Raw genomic sequence first — 25,325 nt, 5'->3', positions numbered from 1 at the left:
TATCTACATGCGCTTGTGCGGAAAATGCACACGAGGTGAGTGGTGGCCGCGCCGATCCCGGTCGCCGCCCGGGTGCCCCGGCCTCCGCAGCGCACCGAACCCCCGGAGTGGCAGATGCCCATCAGCGACGCTGCGCGCCGCGCCGAATCACGGCGAATCGCCCTGTCCAGCTTTGTCGGGAGCGCCATCGAGTTCTACGACTTCCTGCTCTACGGCGCCGCCGCCTCGCTCGTCTTCAACGAGCTGTTCTTCACCGACCTGGACCCACTCGCCGGCACCGTCGCCGCCTTCGCCACCCTTGCCGTCGGCTACGTCGCGCGCCCTCTGGGCGGCATCGTCTTCGGCCACTTCGGCGACCGCGTCGGCCGCAAGTCCATGCTGGTCCTGACCATGACGCTGATGGCGATCGCCAGCTTCGCCATCGGCCTGCTGCCCACCTACGAGAGTGTCGGCATCTGGGCGCCGCTGCTGCTCGTCACCTGCCGCCTGGTCCAGGGCATCGCGGTCGGCGGCGAATGGGGTGGCGCCGCCCTCATGGCCATGGAGCACGCGAGTACCGAACGGCGGGGTCTGATGGCCTCGTTCGCGAACATGGGCGGCCCGGCGGGCGCCGTGCTCGCCACCGCTGTCTTCGCCGCCTTCTCGGCGTTGCCCGAAGACGAGTTCATGGCCTGGGGCTGGCGGGTGCCCTTCCTGCTCAGCCTGCTGCTCATGGCGGTCGGCCTGTTCATCCGGATGAAGGTCACCGAGAGCCCGGTCTTCGCCGAGGCGCAGCGCAGGGCAGAGGAGGAAACGGCCCGGAGCGATGCGGCCAAGCAGGAGGCACCCCTGCTCACCGTGTTGCGCCGGTACCGCAAGAACATCCTCCTCTCCTGCCTCGGAGGCTGCGCGGCACTCGTTCTCCAGTCGCTGCTCGCCACCTTCATGCTCACCTATGCCACCGGTGTCGGTTTCGAACGTTCGACCGTGCTACTTGCCCAGACCGTCTCGTCGGCGCTGCACATCTTCACGATCCCGGCGTTCGCGATCCTCTCGGACCGGGTGGGCCGCCGCCCCGTCATGATCGCCGGCGCACTCGTCACGGCTGCGGCCGCGTTCCCGCTGTTCGCACTGGTCAACAGCGGTTCCGTGACGCTCCTGTTCGTGGCGTACATCATCGGCAACCCGATCCTGCAGGCTTCGATGTACGGACCGATGGCGGCGTTCGTCAGCGAGATGTTCGGCACCCGCGCCCGCTACACCGGCGCCTCGCTCGGCTACCAGCTCGCCTCCACGCTGGGCGCGGGCACAGCGCCCCTGATCGCGAGCAGCCTGCTCGCCGGAGCGGGCGGCGGCACCCACTCGGGCCCGGTCAGCCTCTACCTGATCGCCGTCTGCCTGATCAGCGCCGCGGCGATCGCGCTGACCCGGGAGTCGCACCGCGTCGACATCACCGGCTCGGGCGAGGGGCAAGCGCCGGAAAGGCAGGAAGCGGTCCTGGGACGGTAGGTGCTGGAAGGCGGGGTCCCTGGCTGCTCGGACGCGCGCAACGAACCGAGGCCGGGCCGAGGCGAGCGCCGACCGGTGCCGTGTTGACCGCCCCGGCGGGCAGTGCTGGAGTCGGCACGTGGACAGCATCCCCGCCAACCGGCGGCTCTGGAACCGGATCAGCAGCACCTACCAGCACGAGCACGACCCGCGGATCGGCGCCGCACCCCGGCTGTGGGGCATGTACTCCATCCCCGACGAGCACCTGCGCGCCCTCGGCGACGTCACCGGCAAGCGCGTCCTCGAACTCGGCTGCGGCGCCGGCCAGTGGTCCAGGACGCTCGCCGCCGAGGGCGCCGACGTGGTCGGGCTCGACCTGTCCGAAGCCCAACTTGCCGCGGCAGCCGGTGCGATGGGGCCAGCCCTCTATCCGCTGGTGCAAGGCGCCGCCGAACAACTGCCCTTCGCCGACGGCAGCTTCGACCTGGTGTTCTGCGACTTCGGTGGGCTCAGCTGGGCGCCCCCGCACCTGGTGGTCCCGCAGGCCGCACGGGTCTTGGGCCGAGGTGGGCGCCTGGTGTTCAACGTCGCCAGCCCGTGGTTCGAAGTCTGCTACGACGAAGGCGCCGGTCGCGTGACCACGACGTTGCAGAAGGACTACTTCGGGCTGGACACCATCGCCGAAGGCGACGGCGCGACCAGTTACCAGCTCTCCTACGGTGACTGGGTGAGGGTCCTGCGCGGCGCGGGTCTCATCATCGACGACCTCATCGAGCTGAGGCCCGGACGCGGAACACCCAACGGTTACAACGAAACAGACCCACCCGACTGGGCACACCGCTGGCCGGCGGAACTGCTCTGGACAACCCACAAACCGTAAGGTCGCCCGTCACGAGGAAGCCTTCACGGAGGCACGCCGCGCCGACAGGCAGTGCCGCGCAGGTGCCGTGGAACCTGTCGTCGCCCAGGGCCTGCGCTTCCGAGCAGCAGCCCCGGTCGGCGGGAGAAGACCCCGGGCCGCAAGCGGCACATCGTGACCGACACGCTCGGCCGCTTGCCGGCCGTCGCGGTGACCGCCGCCAAGGTGGGCGACCGTGACGCGGTCGTGCCCCTGCTGCGACAACTGCGCTCACTGCAAAGGGAGATCGTCCGGTCGGGAGCAGGCTTCTCGCCCTACTCCTCGGGTACCGGCTTCGGCGCTGCGAAGTCGATCTGCGCGGAAGGCAGGACCCGAACACTGCGATCAGGAAAGTCGATGTGTCGGTAGATTTCGTTGTGATGGGCGATTGACCGGTCGGGAAGGACGAAGTCCGTCGGCTCAGGGCGGACCGACGTAGTGTGCCCGTCCGCCACCAGCACCACGTCGTAGCCGTGGCTCAGGGCCTGGCGGGCGGTGCTCTCCACGCAGTTCTCGGTGGCGAAGCCGGTGACCAGGACCTCGGTCACGCCGAGCCGGACAAGTATCTCGTCGAGGTCGGTGCCGAGGAAGGCGTCGGCGCACGTCTTCATCACGACCGGCTCTCCGTTCTCCGGGACCAGTGCGGGCAGGACATCGCCGCACCCTCGCTGCTGGACCGAGATGACGGGGACGTTCGCAGCACGCGCCCGGGAGCTGAGCCCCGCGATGGTGTCGACGGTGCGCTCGGGGCGATGCATGATCGGCTTCATGCTGTCCTGCATGTCGATGACGAGGAGCGCGGCACGGTGCGGTTTCGGTGGCATCGGCCCACCGTAGTCGTCCCCCTGTCGTGGCGACGGGCGGTACCGAGGCATCGTCCTGGCCGGAGGAGCGGGCGGTCCGGGCCGGCTGCCCGTCGCGTGGACGTTGCTCCTGTTCAGGGGCTGGAGTCGGCCGGGCCGGGTGGCGTAGGCAGGGTCTACCGATCGGCGGGGCGGGCGGTGAAGAACCCGGCCATCTGCTCCAGGCCGTTCTCGCCGAACATGGTGTCCAGGCTGGCGGCGGACTCGGCTGCGGAGGCTTCGCTGCGCGGGAAGAGGGCCACTTCGTAGGCGGCCAGAGCGGTCTCGGGGTCGCCTGGGTGAGCGGCGAGGGCGAGGGCGAGCTCCGCGCCGTCGTACATCGCCAGGTTGGCGCCCTCGCCCGCGAACGGGGACATCACGTGGGCGGCGTCGCCGAGCAGCGTGACGCCGGGGACGCGGTTCCAGCGGTGTCCGACGGGCAGGGCGTGGATGCGGCGTGGGGTGATGGTCTCCGCATCGGCGACCAAGTCGCGCAGGTCCTCGTTCCAGCCCTCGAAAAGAGAAAGCACCGCGGCCTTCGCGGCGATGTGGTCGCTGAAGTCGATGGTGTCGATCCAGCCCTCGTCGGCCTTGAGCGCGGTGTAGACGTGGAGGCTGCCGTCGGTCTCGCGGTGGGCGAGGAAGCCGCTCCCGTGTCCCAGGGCGATGAAGAATCCGCCGCCGACGACCGCGGCGCTGCGCGGGTGGCGGGTGTCGGCCTCGTGCAGGTCGGTCTCCACGAAGGAGATGCCGGTGTAGGCGGGCTTGGCGTCGGAGAGCAGCGGCCGGATGCGGGACCAGGCGCCGTCGGCGCCGATGAGGAGGTCGCTCGTGATGACGCTCCCGTCGGCGAAGGAGACCTCGTGGCGGCCGTCGCCCAGCGGACGGGCGCCGGTGACCTTACTGCCCCAGTGGACGGTGCCTTCGGGCAGCGAGCTCAGCAGCAGGTCGCGCAGGTCGCCGCGGTCGACCTCGGGGCGGTCGCCGTCCCCCTCGTCCTCGGTGGATACATGGACGGTGCCGTCGGGGCCGAGCAGGCGCATGGCCTGGCCGCCTTCGTGGACGATCTTGAGGAAGTCGTCGTGCAGACCTGCGGCGCGCAACGCCTTCTGCCCGTTCTCCTCGTGGATGTCGAGCATGCCGCCCTGCGTGCGCGCCTCCGGGCCCGACTCCAGGTCGAAGATGACGGACTCGATGCCGTTGACGTGCAGGACGCGGGCGGCGGTCAGACCGCCGAGGCCGCCGCCGACGATCGCGACGGGGAAGTGCGTGGTGCTCATGGTGGACCTCTTCGCGGGAGTGGGGAAGCTGGTGCGCACCGGGGAGGCGGCTGCCGCCCTCGGTGCCGGCGCCGGGGTGGGACGGTCTCGCGCGGCGGTGCCGCAGCAGTCCTTCCGGCCGCCTCCAGCGTAACGAACATGTTCGTAGCGAACAAGTTCGTCGAAGCTTGCCCAGGGTCGCGCCCTCTCCGGACCGGCGTGCGCCGCACGCCGGTCCGGGCGGGACTCAGTCGGCCTGGAGCGGCACCGCAGTGCCGGTGATGCCGTTGACGAGGACGTCGAAACTCCAGCGGAGGCGGTCCCTGGCAGTGCCCCCGATCAGCTCCGGCATGTGCGCGGTGATCGCCGGGTGTGTGGCCTCGTCCACAGCGTGCAGCGCGCGCACGGTGGCGTTCCAGTCATCCTCGGAGGTCGGGTCGTGCTCGTGTGTGGACTGTTCCGCGGCGGTGGCCGTGGCGTCCTGCAGCAGCTTGTCCACCCCCCACGCGACCTGGGCGCGCGGGGCGCCACTGCGCGCGAGCAGACCGAGGACGCGTTCCACCAGCCGCAGGTAGTTCTCGCCGCTCGGCCTGGCCACGAGGGCGGACCGGGCGAGCTGCGGGTGCTCGAACAGCACCAGGGTGTACGACGTCATGACGGAGCGCAGCTGATCGCGCCAGTCGCCACCACCGTCCCGGCCGCTCAGATCCACCTCGCCGAGCAGTGCGTCCAGCACGGCGGCATGCAGTTCGGCGGTGTTGGCGACGTAGACGTACAAGGAGGCCGGGCCGGTGTCCAGCTCCTGTGCCAGGCGGCGCATGGTGAGCTTCTCCAGCCCTTCGGCCCGCATGATCCGTATGGCCGCTTCCACGATCCAGCGCCGGGACAGGGCGGGCTTGGCCGGACGCTCGCGCCGGCTGACCGGCTCTTTTCTCCCGTTCATACCCCGATCGTAACGAACGCGTTCGTGATGGCGTGGTCGGCGCGGAGGGCGGAGGTACAGGGTGTGCCCGGTTTCGGGAGCGGCTGCGGCGGCGATTGCCACGGGGTGGCGGTTGCTTGGGCCGCCTGCCTTGATCGTTGTACATCACCATGGCCTGCCGGGTGGGAACAGAAACCGGTGGCCCGTGGTCGGTAGGAGTGGTGAGGGTGGGGTCCGTGGATCGGAACGAAGATCAGATCTTGGCTGAGGAGCTCGCTGCTCTCGGTGCGGTGGGTGGGGGCAGTGGTCGCTTGGTCCGGGTGGTAGGTCTGGCTTCGTGGCGGGGTGCAGGCTTCAAGTCATGTCGCCAGGGGGTGACTTCAGTCATTCCTTCCATGACAGGACGACAGGAACCGTCGGCTCAGGACACGAAGAAGACCGCGCAGCGGTGTCGGACCCAGCGAACGCTGGCGAACTGTCAAGGAGTCGTTACGCGTTGTTCCTGGTGAGTAAAGAAATCCTCCGGACCTCACGATTCTCCTGGCGGAGATTGCTCCGATCACGAAATGGTCACTAAAGTTTGCGATCGAACCTTCGCGCGATCGATCACCCATCCGGGTGGCAGCGAAGACGCCGTCGTGTCCGTGACGTGCTTGGAGCCAGTGATTGGGCTCCTCCGCGACCCGGGTGGGCGGCTCGATGAGAAGGAGTTCGCCTCCGTGGCGTCCCACCGCCGTCCCAAAGCGCCGAGCCGTGCCCGCGTGACCGTGATCACCGCCTCCGCCGCCGCTGCTGTCGCCCTGAGCGCCCAGGCAGCCCACGCCGACCCCAAGCCGACCAAGAGCGAGGTCAAGGCGAAGGTCGACAAGCTGTACTCGGAGGCCGAGAAGGCCAGCGAAAAGTACAACGGAGCGAAGGAACAGCAGGACAGGCTCACGAAGGAAGTCGGCGAGGTACAGGACAAGGTCGCACGCGGGCAGGACGAGCTGAACGAGCTGCGCGGCGAACTCGGTTCCATCGCCACCGCGCAGTACCGCTCCGGAGGCATCAGCCCCTCCGTACAGCTCTTCTTCTCCTCGGACCCGGACCACTTCCTCGACCAGGCGTCGGCGCTGGACGGCCTGACTGTCCGGCAGACCGAGTCGCTGCAGAAGATCCAGGCCAAGCAGCGCTCCCTGGCGCAGGAGCGCAAGGAGGCCCAGGGCAAGCTCGCCGAACTCGCCGAGGTGCGTGAGGAACTCGGCAAGAACAAGAAGGCGTCCCAGGCCAAGCTCGCCGCCGCCCAGAAACTGCTGAACACCCTGACCGTGGCCGAGCGCGCCGAGCTCGCCGAGAAGGAGCAGCGGGCCAGTCGCGATGCAGGTGGTCGGCTCGACCTCGGCAACGAGGTCGCCGCGTCCGGCCTCGGAGCCGCCGCGCTCCAGGCGGCCAGCACGCGGATCGGAATGCCGTACTCGCACTCCGTCACTACGGGCCCCAACTCGTTCGACTGTTCGGGCCTGACCCAGTGGGCGTACCACCAGGCCGGTGTCGAGATCACCCGCACCACGTACACCCAGATCAACCAGGGCACCCGCATCGGGCAGAGCCAGCTGAAGCCTGGCGACCTCGTCTTCTTCAGTGGTAACTCGCACGTCGGGCTGTACGCCGGCGGTGGCAACGTCCTGCACGCCCCTTACCCGGGGGCCTACGTCCGCATCGAATCGATGAGTACCATCGGCAGTTTCTACGGTGCGGTCCGCATCTGATCACACCGCGACACCTGCACCCTGCGAGCGCGGGTAGCACTCCGGCCGGGGTGCCGGTGGTCCTGTCCTGGTGACCGCGGGCGTCCATGGCGAGGGGGCGGGCCCTTCCAGATGCCGCTGCGGGTGCGCGGCACCGGGTGCGCCGGCCTGGCCGGCCACCCCGAGGAGTGCCGCCGCTGATGCCTGTTCAGCGGGCCGGCGGTCTCGTACGAGGAGGCCGCCGCCCTCACTTGCCGGCGTCTGGCCGTACGGAGGCGGTGGCTCTCCCGGGCCCGGTCGCCTGCCGCCCCGTGATGCCGTTCATGTGGCGGAGGCGGCCGGCCCGCCTGCTCATCACCGTCCCCGGCTCATCGCGTTCTCCGGTCGAGACTCCCGGCCCTGTTCCTCGCGATGTTTCGGATTTTCCTGGTGCTGCCCGACTCGGCGAGCAGGGCGAGGGCGGCCGGCGACGTCGCCTCCTCGGCGAGGAGGCGCTGCATCCAGTCCGTGACCTTCGCCCAATCGGTCGGCGCCGGCACGTGACCTTCCCTGACGGACAGACAGAACAGCCAGTCGTGGATGCGGCGACGGATGAAGTCACGGTGCCCCTCCGCGCTGAGCCGGTCGATCTCCGGCAGCAGCTGTGCCGACCACTGCAGGAAGTCGGCAGGGTCGGTCATCTTCATCGCGATGCTGTCCACCAGGGCGACCACGGCCGTCTTGGAGACCAGCTCGACGGGGTCGCGCAGGATCGTGGCCACGATCGCGCGGTCTTGGTCACGGTTTGCCGACGAGGCGGTCACCGACACGACGCGTCGGTACGCGGACGATCGCACGTGCTCGTCCGCGACGGCCTTGTCGACGTCCACGTCGAGGATTCCGGCCCCGGTCAGCAACTCGGTCACGCTCGCATGCAAGGTCATGGCCCTGTCCCTTCGCGCCGGGCTGGGCTTCTCCACATCACCGGCATCCTTCCTCCGGCCCGCGCGCTGATCCTGAGCTCGCGGTCGGCGTAGGTTCGCGCGGCTGGTCCTGGTCGTGGTCAGCGCCAAGCCGGCGGGCCACGAGATGCCTGTACGTTACCTCCGGAGTGCCTGGCCGTCTGCGGACCGATGTCCGCCGTGACTCCCTTGCCGTCACCACCCCCACGTCTCCGTCCTGTCTCCGGTGACGCTGGCGTTGTCGAATCTCGTAGCCACCGACGTCGAGCACCGGGACCAGCCGCCGGAGACCTTGCGGGACCGCAACGCGCGCGAACTGCGCCGGACGGTGGAAGCCCTGGCCGCGGAGCGCGGTGACACCCCCCGGTCGCTGAGCCGGGACGACAAGAAGGCGCTCGTGCGGCAGGTGCAGGGCGAGGGCTACTTCGACGGGCGGGACGCCGCGCAGACCATCGCGGACCTGCTGGGCGTGTCCAGGGCCACCGTCTACAACTACGCCAAGCACGAGGCCGGTTCATGACCGGCACCGGGCCGGCCGCCCTCTCCGCATCTGCCTCGCCGCCCGGGCCCGCTGCGCGGCAGGACACGGCCGGGCGGCCCGCTGTTCATCGCCGACGTGATGCGGCCGGGGGAGTGCAGGTCGTCACCGAGAGACGGTTCGGTGCCTGCACCAGGGCGTCGGTGCTCAGGGAACGGTCAGCACGATCTTGCCGGTGGTACGGCCCGTCTCGCCCAGAGCATGGGCCTTGGCCGCATCGGCGAGGGGGAAGACGGCCTCGATGTGGGCACGCAGGGAGCCGGAGGCCACCAGGCCGGCGACGGCGTTCATGCCGGCGTGATCGGCTTCGACGAGGAGGGTCTCGACCCGGACCTCGCGGGCCGCTGCCTTCGCGGCCTCGTCGGGGTCGGCGCCCGGAAGGAGCGAGACGAGGATGCCGCCGGGGCGCAGGACGTCGAGGGAGCGGGCGCGGGTGTCACCGGAGAGCGGGTCGAGGGCCATGTCGACGTCCTGGACGGCGTCGCGGAAGTCGGTGCTGCGGTAGTCGATGACCTCGTCGGCGCCGAGGGAGCGGACGAAGTCGTGTTTGGGGGCACTGGCGGTGCCGATGACGTACGCGCTGCGGGACTTGGCGATCTGGACGGCGAGGTGGCCCACCCCGCCGGCGGCCGCGTGGATCAGGACGCGCTGTCCGGCGTGGACCGCGGCGGTGTCGACGATCGCCTGGTACGCGGTCAGGGCGGCGAGCGGCAGGGCGCCGGCCTGGACGTGGTCGACGCCGGCGGGCTTGTGCGCGAAGGCGCGGGCGGGGCCCGTCACGTACTCGGCGTGGGAGCCGACGCCGTGCGGGTAGGGCAGCATCCCGAAGACCTCGTCGCCAGGCTTGAACAGGGTGACGCCGAAGCCGACGGCCTCGACGACGCCGGACACGTCCCAGCCGAGGACCAGCGGCAGACGGCCGAGGAAGAGGCCGGCGGCGCGGTGCTTCCAGTCGGTCGGGTTCACCCCCGCTGCGCGGACGGCGACGAGGATCTGGCCCGGGGCGGGCGTGGGCCGGGGCAGGACGACCCGCGTGAGGACCTCGGGTGAGCCGTGGGACTCCTGTTGGATGGCGTGCATGGTGCTGGGGTTCGTCATGTGCACCAGCCTCGCCGGAGGTGCTGCCGCGTACCATGGCATGAATGCCAACTTACGACGGGATCGTGCCATGACGGCTGTTCATCGTGTCGCTGTCCTCGCCCTGGACGGGGTGTACCCCTTCGAGCTCGGCATTCCGAGCCGGGTCTTCGGTGCGCTCCAGGACCGCTACGAGGTCGTGACGTGCTCCGTGGACGGCGGGCCCGTCGCCACGAACGCCGACTTCTCGGTGACGGTGGGGCACGGCCCCGACGTCCTGGCCACCGCGGACACGGTACTGCTGCCGCCCTTCGACATCTCCCGCCTCTCGCGTGAGCTGCCCCCGGGAGCGGCCGAGGCTCTCGCGGCGGTGCGGCCCGGGACGCGGATCGTGTCGATCTGCACGGGGGCGTTCACGCTGGCGGCGGCCGGGCTCCTCGACGGGCGGCCCGCCACCACCCATTGGGCCGTCGCCGACGTCTTCCGGGCCTGGTACCCGACGGTCGCGCTCGACCCGGACGTGCTGTTCGTGGACGACGGCGACGTGCTCACCTCGGCCGGCGCCGCCTCCGGCGTAGACGTCTGTCTCCACCTCGTACGGCGGGATCACGGTACGGCTGTCGCCAACCACGTGGCACGGGTCTGCGTCGTGCCGCCGTGGCGGGACGGCGGGCAGGCCCAGTACATCGAGCACCCGGTGCTGCCGCCGTCCGTGGCCGGCACGTCGGCCACCCGCCAGTGGGCGCTGGAGAACCTGCACGAACCGCTGACGCTGATCCAGCTCGCCGGGCATGCCCGGATGAGCCGGCGTACCTTCGTGCGCCGGTTCAACGAGGAGGTCGGGACGAGCCCGGGGCGCTGGCTGATCCAGCAGCGGGTGTCCCGGGCCCAGCACCTGCTGGAGACCACCGACCTGGCCGTCGAAGACATCGCCGGCCAGGTCGGTTTCGCCACCGGGACGTCGTTGCGTGAGCACCTGCACGCCGCGATCGGCGTCTCGCCGATGGCGTACCGCCGCACCTTCCGGGGCGCCGTCGCTCCGGCGGGGTGAGCCCCGCCCGGCCCACCGGCCACAGCTGCGGACAGTACGGGCCGAGCGTTCGCCGGGCGGCTACTGCCAGGGCCGCCGCCCCGGACCGGTCGGGTGCGTGCCGGTGACGCCCATGACCACCGAGTACAGGCTGGTCTCCGCGGTGATGAAGAGGCGGTTGCGCTTTGCGCCGCCCCAGGCGATGTTGGCGACCGCCTCGGGGACCTCGAGGCGGCCGATCAGGGTTCCGTCCGGGTCGTAGCAGTGCACGCCGTCGTCCATGGCGGCGGCCCAGAGCCTGCCGCCGTCGTCGAAGCGGAGATTGTCGAATCGTGCCTTCTCGCGGGCCCCCGCTTCGGCGAAGACCGTGCCGTCGGAGAGCGTGCCGTCGTCGCGTACGTCGAAGACCCGGATGAAGCCCGCCCGGGTGTCGGAGACGTACAACTGCTGCTCGTCGGCGGAGAAGACCAGCCCGTTCGGGGCGCCGAAGCAGTCGGCGACCAGCCGCACCTCGCCGGTGGACGGATCGAGGCGATAGACGTTGTTGGCGCCGATCTCGCTCTCCGCGCGGTACCCCTCGTAGTCACTGGTGATGCCGAAGTCGGGGTCGGAGAACCAGATCGAGCCGTCGGACTTCACGGCGGCGTCGTTGGGGCTGTTCAGCCGCTTGCCCTGCCACCGGTCTGCCAGCACGGTGATCGTGCCGTCGTGCTCGGTGCGGGTCACGCGGCGGTTGCCCTGCTCACAGGTGATCAGGCGCCCTTCGTGGTCAAGGGTGTTGCCGTTGGTGTGCCCGGCAGAGCGGCGGAAGACGCCGACCGAGCCGGTCTCCTCGTCCCAGCGCAGCATGCGGTCGTTGGGGATGTCACTCCAGACCAGCTGGCGCCCGGCGGGGAGGTAGATCGGTCCCTCGGCCCAACGGCACCCGGTGAACAGGACCTCCAGCGCGTCGTCACCGTTCATGCACCTGCCGGTACGGAACCGGTCGTCGAGCATCTCGTACAGCCCGGGGCGGTCGCTGCTCATAGGTCCACTCCTCGCGAAAGGTTCAAATGCCGAATCTGAGTCGGCTCGATATGATTAATACAAGATGAGATACGGTCTCAGCCAGGAGTTTCCGAATGGAGAGTTGTGGATCACATCGATCGTGCACTGCTGGCCCAGCTCCAGCAGGACGCCACCCAGTCCTACGCCGCGCTCGGCCAGGCCGTAGGTCTGTCCGCCGGAGCCGCCCATGAACGGGTGCGCAAGCTGCGCGAGCGCGGAGTCATCCGGCGTACCACGGCCGAGGTGGACCCGGCAGCCGTGGGCAGTGCCGTCCTGGCTTACGTGATGGTCGACTCGACGTCCTGGATGGGAGATTCGGCGCAGGACTTCGCCGCGGTCCCGGAGATCCTGGAGGCGCACGTCATCGCGGGCACAGCCTCGTTGCTGGTAAAGGTCAGGACAGCGACCACCGAGCAACTGCAGCATGTGCTGCGCCGGATCTACGCCATCGACGGGGTCAGTGGAACGCAGGCCACGGTGGTCCTGGAGACCTTCTTCGAACGGCCCCTCTCGCCGCTGGCCGGTCAGCAGGCGTGATCCCCTCGCGCCCTGGCGCCCGCCCGCGCGGGCGCCGACCCCGAAGCGTGCGCGGTGGTCGAGGAGAGCGGCCCCGTCCTCCTGGCCGCGCGTGCGGCGGGAACGGGGGTCCACGGTCACGCCGGCGGCCCGATGCCTGCCGCACGCCTCGAAGGCGGCTTCGACGACATGTGCGACCTGCCCGGATCTGCTCGCCGGTGACGCGCGGTCGGGGCGCCCGTCCGCGCAGGTGCGGGCCTTCGCGCGAAAGCCCCCGTCTGCGCCGTCAGTTCACCTGGGCAAGGCCCAGGATCGCGTGCATCCCGCACAGTGCCCACTTCTCCGCGCCGTCGTCGCCGTGAAGGAGCCGGCCGGGGTGATGCCGCCGGCCAGGGACTCCCGCCCCTGTCACCCGGTCACAGACCAGCGACGTCCTCGGCCCTCTTCAGTACGGAGCCGAGCGCCCCCACCACGGAGTCGCGCCTCCTGTCGCGCGCCGCCCGGTCCGCCGGCACCAGCCGGGCTGCGGTCTGCACCGCACAGGCGTCCGGGTCACCGAAGGCAGCCCGTGGGTGCTCTCCCGTCTCCGCGCAGTGTGCCGTGACATCCTTGACCGCCTCGAGCACGACTGCCCGGTCCACGCCCGGCTGCATGGCCAGCCGTACCTGGAAACGCGCCATCCACTTCTCGCGGTCCTTCTCCGTCGCTGCGTCCGTCATCCGGCCCTTCTTCGCCACGTGCCCTCCCAGGTCATCGGTAGCCGTCCGTCGTTGAGTCGGACGCCGGGGCACGGAATCGGGTTGCGCAGAGCGGAGTCGGGCTTCCCCGTTGCCGCCGGCCGCTCCTCACGAGTTCGCGAGAGCCCGAGAACCGGTGCCGCGCCCGTCAGGAGGCGGCGGCCTGCGCTCTGCCGGTGTCAGCAACAGCACCTCCAGCGCGTGCGCACACGAGCGGGCCTGTTCGAGGAACCAGTCGGTGCGTTCGGCCGTGATCACGGACGGAGTGGCGCGGACGGCGAGCGCGAACCGCGCATGGCCGGCGCCGTCCAGCACGGGCACGGCCAGGGTGCGCACCCCCAGGGCCGACTCTCCGTCGTTGAGCGCGTAGGCATCGGCACGTACGCGCTTCAACTCGGCTGCCAGCAAAGCTGGTTCCACGATCGTGCGGTCGGTGAAGGCATGCAGCGTGAGCCCAGCGGGGCCGCTGTCGCCCGGCCGGGCCCAGGCGAGCAGCACCTTGCCCAGAGCGGTCGAGTGCAGTGGCCGGCGCAGCCCCATCCGTGGCGTCACCGAACCGCCCGCGACGATCACGGCATGCGGGCCGCTGCGCAGAGCCAGGTCCGCCGTCGCGCCGGTGCGCTCGGCGAGGTCGGCCAGCTCCGGTGCGGCCAGATGGAGTCCGCGCTGGTGGTACGAGAGCCGCCCGAGCTCCGTCACCGCAGGACCCAGTCGGTAGCGCGCCGTCCGTGCGTCCTGTTCCAGGAAGCCCGCCCCCAGGAGGGTGCGGGCCAGCCGGTGTGCCGTGGAGGCCGAGAGTCCGAGGCGCCGGGCGAGGTCGGCGGCGCTCAGGTCAGGGCCGTTGTCGTGGAAGCAGTGCAGGACGTCCAGCGCGCGCTGGACCGCCTGTGCCCCGCCCGGAGCGCGTGCCGCCGCTGCCTCGCTCATGCCGGTCTCGCTCTCCGCTCGGGAGGTGAAAGGGACCATGCTCTCCACATTACGGGAGTGCGGAGTCCTCGAACCAGGCTGTGCAACGCTCCGTTCACAGCCGATCCCACATGATGGGAGGCCAGTTGTGAGTGGGCGTGAGCCCGTGGCAGTCTGCAGTCCTCACCACCGAGTGCGGAAAGGAGCAGTGCCATGGCAGCCCTCAGCGCCACGTCCCTCGGCAGCCCTGTTCCGGTCACGCTCGCTCTCACGCTGCGCCGTCACATCGACCTGGCGCGCGTCTCCAGTGCGGCCTGTCGCTGAAGCTCCGTAACTGACCGCCCGTCGCAGTACCTCGCTTGCCGCCGAAGCCGCGTACCGCTGAAGCCGCGTCCCGCTCAGGCTCGCCCATCCCGCTGACGCGCCCGGCCGTCCCCGCGGGGCCCTCCGCCGCACGCGGACCGCGCCCCCGCGCTTCGACCCGGGCCCGCTCCGACCCCTGCCCTGTCCACCCTCTTCGGGAAGAGACCATGTCGCCTACCGCCGCGCTGCCCGACACCCTCTGGTTCACCCGCTGTCCCGTACCCACCGCGACGGGCATCGCCGCCGACCGGCACTGGCTCGGCGAGGAGTTCGCCCCGGACGGCATCGCGGTGCGTTCCCTTCAGGACGCCGCAGCCGACGCGGACCGAGCCACCCACTACACCCACGCCCTGCCGGGCCTGTTCCGCGAAGGGGGCAACGTGCCCGCCCTCTGGGCCCGCTCACGAGGCGAGGCGACCCGGCTGATCGGCCTCACCTGGATCGAGGAACGCCAGGTCGTGCTGGTCGCACCCGGAGCCGGGATCAGGGGCGCCCACGCCCTGCGCGGCCGACGGCTCGCCGTGCCCTCCCACGCCATCGCCATCGACTTCTGGCGGGCCATGGCGCTGCGCGGATTCGAGGGCGCGCTCGGCTCTGCCGGCCTGGAGCTGGGGGACGCCGTACTCGTCGACGTACCCGCCGACGCGCACGGGGGCCAGTGGGCCGCCGAACTCGACGCACTGCGGCGCGGTGACGTGGACGCCGTGTATGTGAAGGGCGCCGTCGCCGTCGAGGCGGCCCGCCGGGCAGGAGCCGAGGTCGCCCTCGAACTCGACGAACTCCCCGACCGCCGGTTCCGCGTCAACAACGGAACGCCCCGCCCCATCACCGTCCACCAGCGGCTGCTGGACGACCACCCCGACCTCGTCGACCGGTTCCTCGCCGTCCTGCTCAGGGCGGCCGACTGGGCCACCAGGCATCCCGCCGACGTCGATCGCATCCTGGGTGCCGAGACCGGGGCGGGCGCCGACGGGGTGGCCGGCGCCTATCGCCCCGGCACCCACCTCACCCTGCGCCCCACCCTGTCGGCCGAGCGCCTCGCCTTGCTGGCCGAGCAGGAGGCCGCGCTGCGCGCCCACAGCTTCCTGCCGGAGCGCGTCGATGTCGACGCGTGGGCCGACCCCGAGCCCTTGAGGAGGGCTGCCGCCCGCGCAGGCCTTCACCCAGCCCTCTCACCCGCCCGCGAACCCGAAGGACCGCTGTCAGCATGAACCTGCACCGATCAGTCCGTACGACGATCGCCCCCGCCCTCCTCACGGTCACCGCCGTCCTCGCCCTCAGTGCCTGCGGTAGCTCCGACGCGGACAGCGGATCCGGCGCTACGAGCACCGTCACCGTACGCATCCCCGACCCCGGCAACTCCGGAGTCCTGGCCGTCGGGAAGAAGGACGGCAGCCTCGACAAGGCCCTGGGCAAGGTCGGTGCCGAGGTGGAGTGGACCGGAAGCGCAGGGCCCTTCGCCCCCGCCGCCCAGGCGATGAACGCCGACCAGCTCGACTTCGCCACGGGCTCCATCACCTCCGGCATCACCTCGCTCGCCCAGCGTCCCGGATTCAAGTTCTTCACCGCCGTCGACCCCGACGCGGCGGGCGAGGGCATCCTCGTCCGAGACGGCTCGGGCATCGACTCGGTCGCCGACCTGGTGGGGAAGAAGGTCGCGGTCAACCAGGGCGGCACCGGTGAGTACCTGTTGCTGAAGGCGCTGGCAAAGGAGGGGATCTCGGCGGACAAGGTCCAGCGGGTCTATCTGCGCCCCGACCAGACCGCCGCCGTCTTCAACGCGGGCAAGGTGGATGCCTGGGCCGTCTGGGCCACCTACGCCGTGGCGGAGATCGGCAGCGGCAAGGCGCACTTCGTCGCCGACGGCGCGGCCATCGGCTCCGACAACTACAGCCTGAACGCCGTGCGGACCGGCTTCGCCGAGAAGCACCCCGAGGTCGTCAAGGCGCTCTACACGTACCTCCACACGTCCAGCGTCAAGGAGAAGAAGGACCCCGCCGCCTACCTGAACGTCTTCACCGATGTCGGGCCCACCGCCGTCACCGGCAAGGCCGAAGAGGTGCAGACCGGATTCATCGCCCAGGGCGGCACGGTCGATCCGATCGGCCCCGAGGACATCACCCGCTTCGAGGCCGTCGCCGCGTTCTACGCGGAACAGAAGGTCACCAAGAGCAAGGTGGACGTCGCGGCCCACCTCCTGGACGTGGAGAAGCTGACATGAGCGCCGTCTCCGGGGCAACAGCCGCAGAGGGCCTGATCACGCCCCGCCCCGCGCTCCGTACGACGCGCAGCCGGCCCTTCGCCGTGACCGTCCGCGCACTGGGCCCCGCCGCTCTGCTCGCCCTGTGGTGGGTGGCTTCGGCGACAGGGGTGCTCACGGCCGACGTGCTGGCTTCGCCCGCCGAAGTGTTGCGTGCTGTAGGTGAGTTGTGGGGGAACGGACAGTTGCCTGACGCGCTCACCACCTCGCTGACCCGCTCCGGCATCGGTCTGCTGATCGGCCTCGCCGTCGGGCTCACCCTCGGCGTCATCACCGGATTCACCAGGATCGGGGACGAGCTTCTCGACTCCTCGCTCCAGACCCTGCGCACCATCCCCTTCCTCGCCCTCGTACCGCTCTTCATGGTCTGGTTCGGGATCAACGAGACGGCGAAGATCCTGCTGATCGCCGTCGCCACCACGTTCCCCATGTACGTGTCCACGTCGAGCGGGGTACGCAACACCGATCCCAAGCTCGTCGAGGCCATGCGCAGCTTCGGGATGGGCCGGCTCGCCGTCGTCCGCGAGGTGGTCATCCCCGGCGCACTGCCGTCCCTTCTGGCCGGACTGCGACTGTCCATGACGCTCAGCGTGATCGCCCTCATCGCCGCCGAGGAGATCAACTCCACCGAGGGCATCGGATATCTGATGTCGCAGGCGCAGAGCTACGCCCGTACCGACATCCTCGCCGTCTGCATCCTGATCTACGGCCTGCTCGGCCTGGCAGCCGACATCGTCGTACGGCTGCTCGAGCGCGTCCTGATGCCGTGGCGGAGCCCGCAAGGAGGTACACGATGACCGCCGCAGCGGAACGCGCCGCCGTACGGGTACGGGGCCTGCGCCGGGTCTTCGGCACCAGGGTCGTGCTCGACGACCTGCAACTCGACATCGCACGGGGCGAGTTCGTGGCTCTGCTCGGCGCGAGCGGAAGCGGCAAGACCACCTTGCTCCGCATCCTGGGTGCGCTGGACGGCGCCGACGGGGGAGAGGTGCTGGTCCCCGAGGCCCGCACCATCGTCTTCCAGGAACCCCGCCTCGTACCGTCCAAGAAGGTGCTGGCCAACGTGACGGTCGCCCTTCCGCGCAGCCGCGCCCCGCACGGGCTCAGGGCCCTGGCGGAGGTCGGCCTGGAACGGCACGCAGAGGCATGGCCCGGCACCCTCTCCGGCGGTGAGGCCCAGCGCGTCGCCCTCGCCAGGGCGCTGGTACGGGAGCCCGAACTGCTGCTGCTGGACGAGCCGTTCGCCGCGCTGGACGCCCTGACCCGGCTGAAGATGCAGGATTTGGTGGGGGAGCTGTGCCGCAAGCACCGCCCCGCAGTCCTGCTGGTCACCCATGACGTCGACGAGGCAGTACGGCTCGCCGACCGCGTCGCCGTCCTCCGCGACGGGAAGCTCGTCACTGACGAGGCCGTCGACGTCACCAGGCCACGCGACCCAGGCGATCCCGCGTTTGCCGCACTCCGTCGCCGGCTGCTCGACGACCTGGGGGTCGACGCCGGCCACGGTCCGCACCGACCCGACGCGGACCCCGGTCCGCGACCCGGCCCCTCCTCCCCGCCCTCGCAACTCCTCACGTCTTCCGAAGCCGGAGTGATCTGAATGACCGTCACCATCGGGGTACACAGCAGCAACCCCACCCTCTACCACCTGTACCACCTCTCCCGTCTCGGGTTCGCGCAGGAGGAACTGGCCGCGCTCGACGAGACGGTCGCCTTCTTCCCGTATACCAACGGGGTCCGCACCGGCGACCTGCTCACCCAGGGCGTCATCGACTTCGGCGGTACCGGCTCGACCCCGCCGGTCACCGCGCAGGCCGCGGGCCACGACCTCGTCTACACCGCGGTCTCCGCACCGCGTCCCGATCACGGCGCCCTCCTGGTGCCCGAGGACAGCCCCGTCCGCACGGTCGCCGACCTCAAGGGGACGACCGTCCACCTGGCGATCGGGTCCTGGCAGACCCACCTGATCGCCAAGGCGCTGGACGACGCCGGGCTCTCGTACGCCGACGACATCACCCCGGTCCGCAGCGGCGGTGACAGCGAGCGGCTGCTGCGCTCCGGCGAGATCGGCGCCTGGATCGCCCAGGGACCCGAGCTCGCGGCCGCCCGGAGGGCCGGGGGACTGCGCACGCTCATCGCCACGGGCGACGTGATCTCGGACCGCTCCGTCTTCTTCACCCGGCGCGACTTCGCCGAGAACCGTCCCGAGGTCGTCGAGGCGCTCACCCGAGCACTCCGGCGAGCCGACGACTGGGCGGCCGCCAACCCCCGCGCCGCCGCCGAGATCGCCGCGGCGGACCTGGGCGGAAGCGCCGACGACTGGGAGACCGCTCTGCGGGCCCTGCCGTGGAAGATCGAAGCCGTCAGTGACGAGTTCATCGCCGAGCAGCAGCAGGCCGCGGACATCTTCCACCGCACCGGCTTCATCGACCGGCCGGTCGAGGTCGCCGCGGCCCGGGCGCGCGTCACCGGTTCTGCCGGCCCGAAGGCGGTCTGAGCGCCGTGGCGGCAGAAGTCCTCTGGTACATCATCCCGCGCGAAGGCGCCTACCCGTGGGAGCCCGAGGGCCGGCGGACCGCCGACCTCGGCTACTTGAGCCGGCTCGCCGGCTCCGTCGAACAGCTCGGATACAGCGGCGCCCTGCTCGCCACCGACCTGTACGACGTCTGGCCGCTGGGCAGCGCCCTCGCGGCGTCCACCAGCACCCGGTTCAAACCGCTGCTCGCCGTCCACCCCGGACTCGTCTCGCCGACCCTGCTGGCGAAGATGGCGCTGAGTTTCGACCAGCTCTTCGGGGGCCGGCTGCGCTTCAACGTGGTCAACGGTTCCACGAAGGCACTGCGGGAGTACGGACTCCATGTGGAGCACGACGAACGGTACGCCCTCAGCGCCGAGTACTGGTCGATCGTGAAGCGGCTGACGGCCGGGGAGGTCTTCGACCACAAGGGCCGTTTCTACGACCTGAAGGACGCGGGCGCCTCGTTCCGGGAGCTGAAACCGGTGCAGGCCCCGCACATCCCGCTGTGGTTCGGCGGCTCGTCGGACCCGGGGATCGAGATGGCGGCCGAGCACGTCGACGTCTTCCTCACCTGGGGTGAACCGCCGCACCTGCTGAAGGAGAAGCTGGAGAAGGTCCGGGCACGGGCCCGCGCCTATGGCCGCACCCTCCGCATCGGGCTGCGGCTCCACCTCATCGTCCGCGACACGGAGGACGCGGCCTGGGCCGCGGCCGACCGGCTGCTGGACGTCACCAGCGAGGCCACGTACGCACGCATGCTCGGGGACCGGGCCGGTGAGGAGGGCGTGGGCTGGCAGCGTCAGTTCCGCCAGCACGGCGGACGGGTCCCCGCCCGGGCCCGTGAGCTGGAGACGTACCCCAACATGTGGCCGGGGATGAGCCTGTTCCGGCCGGGCCCCGGCACAGCGGTCGTCGGCTCGACGGCCCAGGTCGTCGAGCGTCTCAAGGAGTTCGAGGAGCTGGGCGTCGACACCTTCATCCTGTCCGGGAACCCCTTGCTGGAGGAGGCCTACAGGGTCGCGGAAACGGTGCTTCCGGCGCTGGGCGTCACTCGCTGACCCGCCGGCCGGCCGGGGGTCGTGCAGCCCCGGCCCGGCAGGCGCGCCCGGGCGGGCGTGACGGCCGGCCGGGCGCGGGCGGGCGGGGCGCCTGAGCAGGTCCAGTCCCGTCAGGGCAGCCGTCAGCACGCCCGGGCGCGCCGCCGCGGTGCGGCCTCACCTCTCCGTCCCCGTGCCCAGCGCCTCGTGGACCGCGCGCAGGCAGGCCGCGGTGGCAGGGTCCTCCCGGGTGGTGGTCCGGGTCAGGGCGAGGAGGGTGCGCCGCATCGGGGGAGACAGCGGCAGGGCGGTGACGCCGGGCCGGTCGCGGACGACACCTTCGGGCAGCAGCGCGGCTCCGGCCCCCTCGGCGACCAGGGCGGCGAGGATGTGCAGGCCCTCGAACTCCCAGCGGCGTACGGGGGCGGCGCCGGCGGCGGTCAGCCTGCGGTCGCCCGCCTCCCGCGAGAGCTGTCCTGGAGGCGCGCACAACCAGGTGCGGTTCCGGGCGACTTCACGCAGCCGTGCGTCGGTGACCGTGTCGGGGCCCCCGGCCGGCGGGTCGTCGGACGGTACCGCCAGCACGACCGCCTCGCGCCGCAGCCGGTGGACGGAGAGGCCGGACCCGTGGGCCGGGGGGCGCGGGGACCAGTCGTCGATGACCGCGAGGTCGTAGCGCCGGTCGAGAACGCCCGCCGCGGCGGTGGTGGAGCCGGTCTCGTGGGCCACCACGGTGAGTTCGGGATGCTCGCCCTGCAGCGCTGCCAGCCGGGCCGCGAGCGTCGGCGCCAGGGCGGGGATGCAGCTGACGGTCACCCGGCCGCTGACCGTTCCGGCACGGGAGCGCATGCGGCTGTGTGCCGTTTCCACGGCCGCGAGGATGCCGGCCGCGTGCTCCGCCAGCTCGCGTCCCGCGTCGGTGAGGCTCGCCCGCTGGGCCGTGCGCTCGATCAGCGCGACGCCGGCCTCGCTCTCCAGCGCGGCCAGTTGCTGCGAGATGGCGGACGGCGAGTATCCCAGGTCGGCGGCGGTGGCCGTGATGGTGCCCAGCACCGAGAAACGGTGCAGGACATGCAGCCGCCGAAGGTCCAGCATCAGTTCTCCTTAATCTCCGCCTTGCAAATCCGCGCTGTCGCCGACGCTACCTCAGGAGGCAGGCTGGCTCGGGGCGCCTGCACGGCCCCACCGACCACGCCCGCACATTCACCACGACCAGGACGGCGACCATGACCAGCCACTCCGCCACCCTCTTCGTCAACGAGGCCGTCGAGGCCCGCCGCGCCGCCGGACAGGAGGTGCTGCACCTGGGCTTCGGAGAGGCCGGACTCCCCGTCCCGCCCGGGCTGGACGCGGCGCTCGCCGACGCCCGGCTCCGCAACGCCTACGGCCCCGTCGCGGGATCGCCGGAGGCCCGTGCCGCCGCAGCCGGCTGGTTCGGGCGGCGCGGCCTGCCCACGGGACCCGAGCAGATTCTCTTCGCCCCGGGCAGCAAGCCCCTGCTTTTCGCACTCCTCGCCGCGATACCCGGTGATGTGGTGCTGCCCTGCCCCTCGTGGGTCTCGTACGCGGCCCAGGCCGCCTTGCTCGGCCGGCAGGTCGTGCCGGTGCCCATCCCGGCCCAGGCCGGCGGCATCCCCGACCCCGGCCTGCTGGAGGAGGCCTTGCGCCGGGCGAGGGCGGACGGCGCCCGGCCCGGCGTGCTGATCCTCACCGTGCCGGACAACCCGACCGGCACCATCGCGCCGCAGGAGCAGGTCGAGGCCGTTCTCGCCATCGCCGAGCGCCATGGCCTGGCCGTCGTCAGCGACGAGATCTACGCGGAGTTGAGTCACGGCGGCCCGGTTCCCGCCCCGGCGCTGCACCTGCCCGAGCGCACCGTCGTCACCACGGGCCTGAGCAAGTCGCTTTCCCTCGGCGGCTGGCGGATCGGTTTCGCCCGAACCCCGTCCGGCCCATGGGGCCGGCGGCTGCACCAGGAGCTGACCGGCGTGGCCAGCGAGACCTGGTCCAGCCTGGCCGCGCCGATGCAGGCGGTAGCGGCGGTCGCGCTGGAGGATCCGCCGGAGGTCACCGCGCATGTCGCCGCCTCGCGGCGACTGCACGCACGCGTCGCGGGAGCGGTGCACGACCGGCTGCGGGCGGCGGGAGCGGAGTGCCGTCCGCCGCAGGGAGGCTTCTACCTCTACCCCGACTTCTCCCCGCTGCGCGACACCCTCCGCTCGCGGGGTGTCACGACCGGAGCGGAACTGGCCGCCGTGCTGCTCGACCGGTTCGGCGTCGCCACGCTGCCGGGCAGCGCGTTCGGCGACACCGAGACCAGGCTCTCCTTGCGGGTCGCCACCAGCCTCCTGTACGGCACCGGCGAGCAGCAGCGCCGCGCCGCGCTGCACGCCGCGCAGCCGGAGGCCCTGCCCTGGATCGCGGCGGCACTGGAGCACCTCGAGGCCGCGCTGACGGCGCTCAGGGGGGAAGGCTCCGGGCGCTGCTGAGCGTCGTCAGTTGCCCGCGGCGTGACGGATGTGGGGCTCGACGCACCGAGCTCGATGCAGGCATTGGTCGACGTCCTCTGGTTCATCGAGGGCGCTGAGGACGACCGGCTGGATCCGGACGATGCCGTCAAGGTGTTGGAGGGAGTCGCCCACCTGGTCAGTACGCTACCGAGCGACCAGCGGAGCGACTTGGTCGGTCTTCTCGCGGCGATGGCCCAGGCGGAGCCCGACCCCGGGCGACGGGCGTTCCTGGATGAGTTCCCGGAGTCCTTCGGGCTCGTCGAGGATACGGCCCGACCGACCTGCGTCTCATAAGATGCCGTCGATCTCCGTTTCCGTGCGCGGCCCTTGAGCGGAAAGCTGATTGCGGCGCTGCGGTTCGGGGCCCAGACTGTGCAGGTGCTTATTCGACGCGAAACGCCCGCTGATGTCCCCGCCGTAAGCAACGTCACCGCGGCGGCGTTCGCCAAACCGGAGACCCCGCTTCCGGTGGAGGTAGCCCTCCTCGACGAGTTGCGCACGTGCGGCGCCTGGCTGCCGGAACTGTCGCTCGTGGCACTCAGCGACAAGGACGAGGTAGTAGGCCACGTGGTCTGTACGCGAGGCCACGTCGGGACTGCCCCCGCCGTGGGCCTCGGCCCGCTCAGCGTGCACCCCGACCACCAGAACAGCGGTGTCGGCCTCGCCCTCGTCCACACCGTGCTCGGTGCGGCGGATGCCCTGGGCGAGCCGTTCGTCGCCCTCCTCGGCAGCGCCGCGTACTACAGCCGCTACGGGTTTTGCACCAGCACGGACTACGGCATCACCGCACCGGACCCCTCGTGGGGCGAGTACTTCCAGGTCCGGACCCTGAGCGCCTACGATCCTGCGCTGCGGGGCGTTTTCAGGTACGCGGAGCCGTTCGAGAGGGTCTGACAGAGAGGATGTCCCTGGCGCCGTCCGGGGGTCCGACTCTGGGCCTGACTGACGTTTCGGCTGTCCGTCTGTTGAATTGTCGGGCAACCCCACCGCATGTGCTCGCGGGTGTCCGTGACCTCATAGGAGCTTGGCCACCAGCCTCATCACTGCCTTGCCCGTCGGCCCGGGCAGCACGCGCGTGCTGCTCCGGTACCCATACGGAAGGGCGAGTCCCTTCAGTCCCTCAGCCCTCGTACCGTCCTACCTGACCAGGTAAAACGTCTGGGACTCAGCTCATGAATCAGGCCTGGCCACACAAGAGGAACGGATCGACGAACAGTGCAGCCCCCCGCCGACACCGCCTCGTCCGGAGTCGCGCGGCAGCCACGACCCGCGGACGCGGCCCGCCGGCTTGCAGGCCGTCAGTGGCCGGTTCATCCGCTGGCCCCGGGACGCAAGACGCCGGCGGCCAACTGCGAACAGTGCCGCGGGCGTAGCCACGAGCGTTCCGACTGTCCTTGCCATGCCCGGGGCTTGTGGTGTTCACAGGGGAAGCTGCGAAGCGAGATAGTGCCCTCCTGACGCCCCTGTCCGTCGGGGTCCGGCCATGTGGAGAGATACGCCCACTGACCACATGGGACGTGCTCGATGAGGTCCTTCACGATTTTCCTCAGCGACCGCCGCACGGGTCGTCGTCCGCAGCCACCGGTTCGGTGTCCGCCGCCAGGCAGGAGGAGTACACCCCCGGCGGGGTGGGCCGCGGCTCCAGTGCCGACCTGTCGCCTCCGGCCAGGGCCGTCCAGGCGCCGATGAGGGCAAGCCCGGATCACCGCGGAAGTGGTGGCGGAGTTCGTCACCGCAGTCGCTTTCCCCACCGACCTGGACTCGCGAGAAGGTCAACACGGTGTCGTTGCCTTCCTCCTCGGATTGCGCCAACTGCGTCTCGATGTCCGCGATGCGCTCGGCGCACTCAGCGCTGACGGGCTCTTCGGTCTGCGGGTCCGGTGACGAGGAGACGTTCAGACCGGCGGTGGCGGCGAGGCCCGCCGCGCACAGCACCGCCCATGTGGCCACCCACGCGCGGCGGCTCATCCGTATCGGCTCAGGCATTCAGGCATCCTACGAGCGCCGTCGCGGGCCGGCGAGATCACCGGCTGTTGTCGGCCACGGTGCTCCAGCCTGGATCGGCGCGATCCGGCAGCACGTGCTGGAGATGCCCGCCAGAAGACACTGAGCTCGCCTCCTTGGGTTCGAGTGCCGGTGATCTGCGAACAGCCGTGTCATCGACCTTCGAGTTCGATTACCTCATTACAGGACACGTGAAAATCTATGCTGCCCAGAGTAGACATTGAGTGGTGGTCCGGTTATGGTTTCTCTCGTAGGCAAGAGATTCGGCAGGTCGGTAGAGACGAACTACCGGCAGCAGTACCGCAGTTGCGGTTGGCAGGACGGTGCGGTGGCGGAGTTTCGAAGCCAGGGTTGTTGCAGGACGGCGACGGGACTGGCGATCGGACCGGGTGGCCCGCAGTGATCAGGGGCCGCCATAAGCAGTACCGCAGTTGACGCAGTACCCAGCAGCGAAGGTCAGTGAGCAGTACCTCGGTGAAGGCGTCGGCTGCGGGCGCGCGCACCGGGAGGTTCGGCAGTGGGGTTCCAAGCCGGAGCAGTTGCAGAAAGGGCGATGGGACCGGCTGCCGATGGGCGGTGCTGTCACAGGCCGCTGAGCAGTTCGCAGTACCAGGAGTACGTAGTTGATCAGCGAGGGAAGAACGGAGGAGCCAGGCGCCATCAGGATCGCCCGGGCGGAAGGCTGGAGCCCGGGTACCGCAGGACATCGATAGTGAGGTGGTCTCC

Annotated in this window: 25 protein-coding genes and 1 pseudogene; 17 read left to right on the top strand and 9 right to left on the bottom strand. The window is 70.7% G+C overall.

The genetic code is table 11. The features are described from left to right. The first annotated feature begins 42 nt into the window (after positions 1-42). From ACWCQM_RS37435 to ACWCQM_RS37425, 3 genes are all read left to right on the top strand, one after another. Positions 43-1,488, top strand: a complete 1,446-nt coding sequence (locus ACWCQM_RS37435; RefSeq protein ID WP_450919546.1) for an MFS transporter — start codon at positions 43-45, stop codon at positions 1,486-1,488. Positions 1,489-1,606: 118 nt separating this feature from the next. Continuing rightward, positions 1,607-2,347, top strand: a complete 741-nt coding sequence (locus tag ACWCQM_RS37430) for a class I SAM-dependent methyltransferase (protein ID WP_450919545.1) — start codon at positions 1,607-1,609, stop codon at positions 2,345-2,347. Between the two features lie 51 nt (positions 2,348-2,398). Continuing rightward, a complete protein-coding gene (locus tag ACWCQM_RS37425) occupies positions 2,399-2,734 on the top strand; it encodes a transposase (protein WP_450919544.1) in 336 nt (111 codons plus the stop codon). On the opposite strand, the gene ACWCQM_RS37420 is transcribed toward ACWCQM_RS37425, so the two are convergent. From ACWCQM_RS37420 to ACWCQM_RS37410, 3 genes are all read right to left on the bottom strand, one after another. Further along, complete coding sequence (locus ACWCQM_RS37420) at positions 2,641-3,189, bottom strand: isochorismatase family protein (RefSeq protein ID WP_450919543.1); 549 nt, start codon at positions 3,187-3,189, stop codon at positions 2,641-2,643. The two genes, ACWCQM_RS37425 and ACWCQM_RS37420, sit on opposite strands and share 94 nt — an antisense overlap. A 155-nt stretch (positions 3,190-3,344) precedes the next feature. Then, positions 3,345-4,487 carry an FAD-dependent oxidoreductase gene (locus ACWCQM_RS37415; protein WP_450919542.1) on the bottom strand — a complete coding sequence of 381 codons (1,143 nt, stop codon included), beginning with the start codon at positions 4,485-4,487 and terminating at the stop codon, positions 3,345-3,347. Positions 4,488-4,713: 226 nt separating this feature from the next. Next, the gene (locus ACWCQM_RS37410) at positions 4,714-5,409 is read right to left on the bottom strand and encodes a TetR/AcrR family transcriptional regulator (RefSeq protein ID WP_450919541.1); all 696 of its coding nucleotides are present in this window, start codon (positions 5,407-5,409) and stop codon (positions 4,714-4,716) included. Positions 5,410-6,107: 698 nt separating this feature from the next. On the opposite strand from ACWCQM_RS37410, the gene ACWCQM_RS37405 reads away from it, so the two are divergent. Continuing rightward, positions 6,108-7,136 carry an NlpC/P60 family protein gene (locus ACWCQM_RS37405; protein WP_450919540.1) on the top strand — a complete coding sequence of 343 codons (1,029 nt, stop codon included), beginning with the start codon at positions 6,108-6,110 and terminating at the stop codon, positions 7,134-7,136. A 347-nt stretch (positions 7,137-7,483) separates the two neighbouring features. Here the strand turns inward: ACWCQM_RS37405 and ACWCQM_RS37400 are convergent, their stop codons facing one another. Continuing rightward, the gene (locus tag ACWCQM_RS37400) at positions 7,484-8,038 is read right to left on the bottom strand and encodes a hypothetical protein (protein ID WP_450919539.1); all 555 of its coding nucleotides are present in this window, start codon (positions 8,036-8,038) and stop codon (positions 7,484-7,486) included. A gap of 226 nt (positions 8,039-8,264) precedes the next feature. Between ACWCQM_RS37400 and ACWCQM_RS37395 the strand changes: the two are divergent. Continuing rightward, a pseudogene (locus ACWCQM_RS37395) lies at positions 8,265-8,576 on the top strand (helix-turn-helix domain-containing protein); the annotation flags it as partial. Positions 8,577-8,741: 165 nt separating this feature from the next. On the opposite strand, the gene ACWCQM_RS37390 reads toward ACWCQM_RS37395, so the two are convergent. Next, complete coding sequence (locus ACWCQM_RS37390) at positions 8,742-9,674, bottom strand: NADP-dependent oxidoreductase (protein ID WP_450919580.1); 933 nt, start codon at positions 9,672-9,674, stop codon at positions 8,742-8,744. 88 nt (positions 9,675-9,762) lie between these two features. Between ACWCQM_RS37390 and ACWCQM_RS37385 the strand changes: the two genes are divergently transcribed. Next, positions 9,763-10,722, top strand: a complete 960-nt coding sequence (locus ACWCQM_RS37385) for a GlxA family transcriptional regulator (RefSeq protein ID WP_450919538.1) — start codon at positions 9,763-9,765, stop codon at positions 10,720-10,722. 60 nt (positions 10,723-10,782) lie between these two features. On the opposite strand, the gene ACWCQM_RS37380 is transcribed toward ACWCQM_RS37385, so the two are convergent. Further along, the gene (locus tag ACWCQM_RS37380; protein WP_450919537.1) at positions 10,783-11,727 is read right to left on the bottom strand and encodes an SMP-30/gluconolactonase/LRE family protein; all 945 of its coding nucleotides are present in this window, start codon (positions 11,725-11,727) and stop codon (positions 10,783-10,785) included. Between the two features lie 105 nt (positions 11,728-11,832). Here ACWCQM_RS37380 and ACWCQM_RS37375 point away from each other — a divergent pair, with 105 nt between their 5' ends. Then, entirely contained in the window at positions 11,833-12,285 is a 453-nt protein-coding gene (locus ACWCQM_RS37375) for an Lrp/AsnC family transcriptional regulator (protein WP_450919536.1), read from the top strand. Positions 12,286-12,680: 395 nt separating this feature from the next. On the opposite strand, the gene ACWCQM_RS37370 is transcribed toward ACWCQM_RS37375, so the two are convergent. Together ACWCQM_RS37370 and ACWCQM_RS37365 are read right to left on the bottom strand one after the other, a co-directional pair. Then, on the bottom strand, positions 12,681-12,983 hold the full coding sequence (locus ACWCQM_RS37370; RefSeq protein WP_450919535.1) for a hypothetical protein: 303 nt from the start codon (positions 12,981-12,983) through the stop codon (positions 12,681-12,683). Between the two features lie 126 nt (positions 12,984-13,109). Further along, positions 13,110-13,928 carry an IclR family transcriptional regulator gene (locus tag ACWCQM_RS37365; RefSeq protein ID WP_450919579.1) on the bottom strand — a complete coding sequence of 273 codons (819 nt, stop codon included), beginning with the start codon at positions 13,926-13,928 and terminating at the stop codon, positions 13,110-13,112. A gap of 192 nt (positions 13,929-14,120) precedes the next feature. Between ACWCQM_RS37365 and ACWCQM_RS37360 the strand changes: the two genes are divergently transcribed. From ACWCQM_RS37360 to ACWCQM_RS37330, 7 genes are all read left to right on the top strand, one after another. After that, entirely contained in the window at positions 14,121-14,231 is a 111-nt protein-coding gene (locus ACWCQM_RS37360) for a putative leader peptide (RefSeq protein WP_450919534.1), read from the top strand. Between the two features lie 206 nt (positions 14,232-14,437). After that, complete coding sequence (locus ACWCQM_RS37355) at positions 14,438-15,481, top strand: ABC transporter substrate-binding protein (RefSeq protein ID WP_450919533.1); 1,044 nt, start codon at positions 14,438-14,440, stop codon at positions 15,479-15,481. Continuing rightward, positions 15,478-16,491, top strand: a complete 1,014-nt coding sequence (locus tag ACWCQM_RS37350) for an NrtA/SsuA/CpmA family ABC transporter substrate-binding protein (protein ID WP_450919532.1) — start codon at positions 15,478-15,480, stop codon at positions 16,489-16,491. Before ACWCQM_RS37355 ends, ACWCQM_RS37350 begins: the two co-directional genes overlap by 4 nt. After that, entirely contained in the window at positions 16,488-17,327 is an 840-nt protein-coding gene (locus ACWCQM_RS37345) for an ABC transporter permease (RefSeq protein WP_450919531.1), read from the top strand. The genes ACWCQM_RS37350 and ACWCQM_RS37345 overlap by 4 nt, the downstream gene beginning before the upstream one ends. Then, a complete protein-coding gene (locus ACWCQM_RS37340) occupies positions 17,324-18,130 on the top strand; it encodes an ABC transporter ATP-binding protein (protein WP_450919530.1) in 807 nt (268 codons plus the stop codon). The genes ACWCQM_RS37345 and ACWCQM_RS37340 overlap by 4 nt, the downstream gene beginning before the upstream one ends. After that, entirely contained in the window at positions 18,131-19,027 is an 897-nt protein-coding gene (locus tag ACWCQM_RS37335) for an ABC transporter substrate-binding protein (RefSeq protein ID WP_450919529.1), read from the top strand. 5 nt (positions 19,028-19,032) lie between these two features. Beyond that, the gene (locus tag ACWCQM_RS37330) at positions 19,033-20,106 is read left to right on the top strand and encodes an LLM class flavin-dependent oxidoreductase (RefSeq protein WP_450919528.1); all 1,074 of its coding nucleotides are present in this window, start codon (positions 19,033-19,035) and stop codon (positions 20,104-20,106) included. A gap of 156 nt (positions 20,107-20,262) precedes the next feature. Here ACWCQM_RS37330 and ACWCQM_RS37325 read toward each other — a convergent pair whose 3' ends face one another. Next, positions 20,263-21,180, bottom strand: a complete 918-nt coding sequence (locus ACWCQM_RS37325) for a LysR family transcriptional regulator (protein WP_450919527.1) — start codon at positions 21,178-21,180, stop codon at positions 20,263-20,265. A 131-nt stretch (positions 21,181-21,311) separates the two neighbouring features. Here ACWCQM_RS37325 and ACWCQM_RS37320 point away from each other — a divergent pair, with 131 nt between their 5' ends. The 3 genes from ACWCQM_RS37320 (at position 21,312) to ACWCQM_RS37310 (ending at position 23,489) form a co-directional block, all read left to right on the top strand. Continuing rightward, the gene (locus ACWCQM_RS37320; RefSeq protein ID WP_450919526.1) at positions 21,312-22,574 is read left to right on the top strand and encodes a pyridoxal phosphate-dependent aminotransferase; all 1,263 of its coding nucleotides are present in this window, start codon (positions 21,312-21,314) and stop codon (positions 22,572-22,574) included. Between the two features lie 54 nt (positions 22,575-22,628). Next, entirely contained in the window at positions 22,629-22,889 is a 261-nt protein-coding gene (locus ACWCQM_RS37315; RefSeq protein ID WP_450919578.1) for a hypothetical protein, read from the top strand. A gap of 84 nt (positions 22,890-22,973) precedes the next feature. Further along, on the top strand, positions 22,974-23,489 hold the full coding sequence (locus ACWCQM_RS37310; protein ID WP_450919525.1) for a GNAT family N-acetyltransferase: 516 nt from the start codon (positions 22,974-22,976) through the stop codon (positions 23,487-23,489). The last annotated feature ends 1,836 nt before the right edge of the window (positions 23,490-25,325 follow it).

Source organism: Streptomyces sp. NPDC002125 (genome assembly GCF_053593715.1).
This window is presented reverse-complemented; position numbering and strand designations above follow the sequence as displayed.

Excerpts from the sequence above, each read along its gene's own strand:
- ACWCQM_RS37420 (WP_450919543.1), bottom strand. The coding sequence starts at position 3,189 with ATGCCACCGAAACCGCACCGTGCCGCGCTCCTCGTCATCGACATGCAG.
- ACWCQM_RS37415 (WP_450919542.1), bottom strand. The coding sequence starts at position 4,487 with ATGAGCACCACGCACTTCCCCGTCGCGATCGTCGGCGGCGGCCTCGGC.
- ACWCQM_RS37410 (WP_450919541.1), bottom strand. The coding sequence starts at position 5,409 with ATGAACGGGAGAAAAGAGCCGGTCAGCCGGCGCGAGCGTCCGGCCAAG.
- ACWCQM_RS37400 (WP_450919539.1), bottom strand. The coding sequence starts at position 8,038 with ATGACCTTGCATGCGAGCGTGACCGAGTTGCTGACCGGGGCCGGAATC.
- ACWCQM_RS37390 (WP_450919580.1), bottom strand. The coding sequence starts at position 9,674 with ATGCACGCCATCCAACAGGAGTCCCACGGCTCACCCGAGGTCCTCACG.
- ACWCQM_RS37385 (WP_450919538.1), top strand. The coding sequence starts at position 9,763 with ATGACGGCTGTTCATCGTGTCGCTGTCCTCGCCCTGGACGGGGTGTAC.
- ACWCQM_RS37380 (WP_450919537.1), bottom strand. The coding sequence starts at position 11,727 with ATGAGCAGCGACCGCCCCGGGCTGTACGAGATGCTCGACGACCGGTTC.
- ACWCQM_RS37370 (WP_450919535.1), bottom strand. The coding sequence starts at position 12,983 with ATGACGGACGCAGCGACGGAGAAGGACCGCGAGAAGTGGATGGCGCGT.
- ACWCQM_RS37365 (WP_450919579.1), bottom strand. The coding sequence starts at position 13,928 with ATGAGCGAGGCAGCGGCGGCACGCGCTCCGGGCGGGGCACAGGCGGTC.
- ACWCQM_RS37360 (WP_450919534.1), top strand. The coding sequence starts at position 14,121 with ATGGCAGCCCTCAGCGCCACGTCCCTCGGCAGCCCTGTTCCGGTCACG.
- ACWCQM_RS37355 (WP_450919533.1), top strand. The coding sequence starts at position 14,438 with ATGTCGCCTACCGCCGCGCTGCCCGACACCCTCTGGTTCACCCGCTGT.
- ACWCQM_RS37350 (WP_450919532.1), top strand. The coding sequence starts at position 15,478 with ATGAACCTGCACCGATCAGTCCGTACGACGATCGCCCCCGCCCTCCTC.
- ACWCQM_RS37345 (WP_450919531.1), top strand. The coding sequence starts at position 16,488 with ATGAGCGCCGTCTCCGGGGCAACAGCCGCAGAGGGCCTGATCACGCCC.
- ACWCQM_RS37340 (WP_450919530.1), top strand. The coding sequence starts at position 17,324 with ATGACCGCCGCAGCGGAACGCGCCGCCGTACGGGTACGGGGCCTGCGC.
- ACWCQM_RS37335 (WP_450919529.1), top strand. The coding sequence starts at position 18,131 with ATGACCGTCACCATCGGGGTACACAGCAGCAACCCCACCCTCTACCAC.
- ACWCQM_RS37325 (WP_450919527.1), bottom strand. The coding sequence starts at position 21,180 with ATGCTGGACCTTCGGCGGCTGCATGTCCTGCACCGTTTCTCGGTGCTG.
- ACWCQM_RS37320 (WP_450919526.1), top strand. The coding sequence starts at position 21,312 with ATGACCAGCCACTCCGCCACCCTCTTCGTCAACGAGGCCGTCGAGGCC.
- ACWCQM_RS37315 (WP_450919578.1), top strand. The coding sequence starts at position 22,629 with ATGCAGGCATTGGTCGACGTCCTCTGGTTCATCGAGGGCGCTGAGGAC.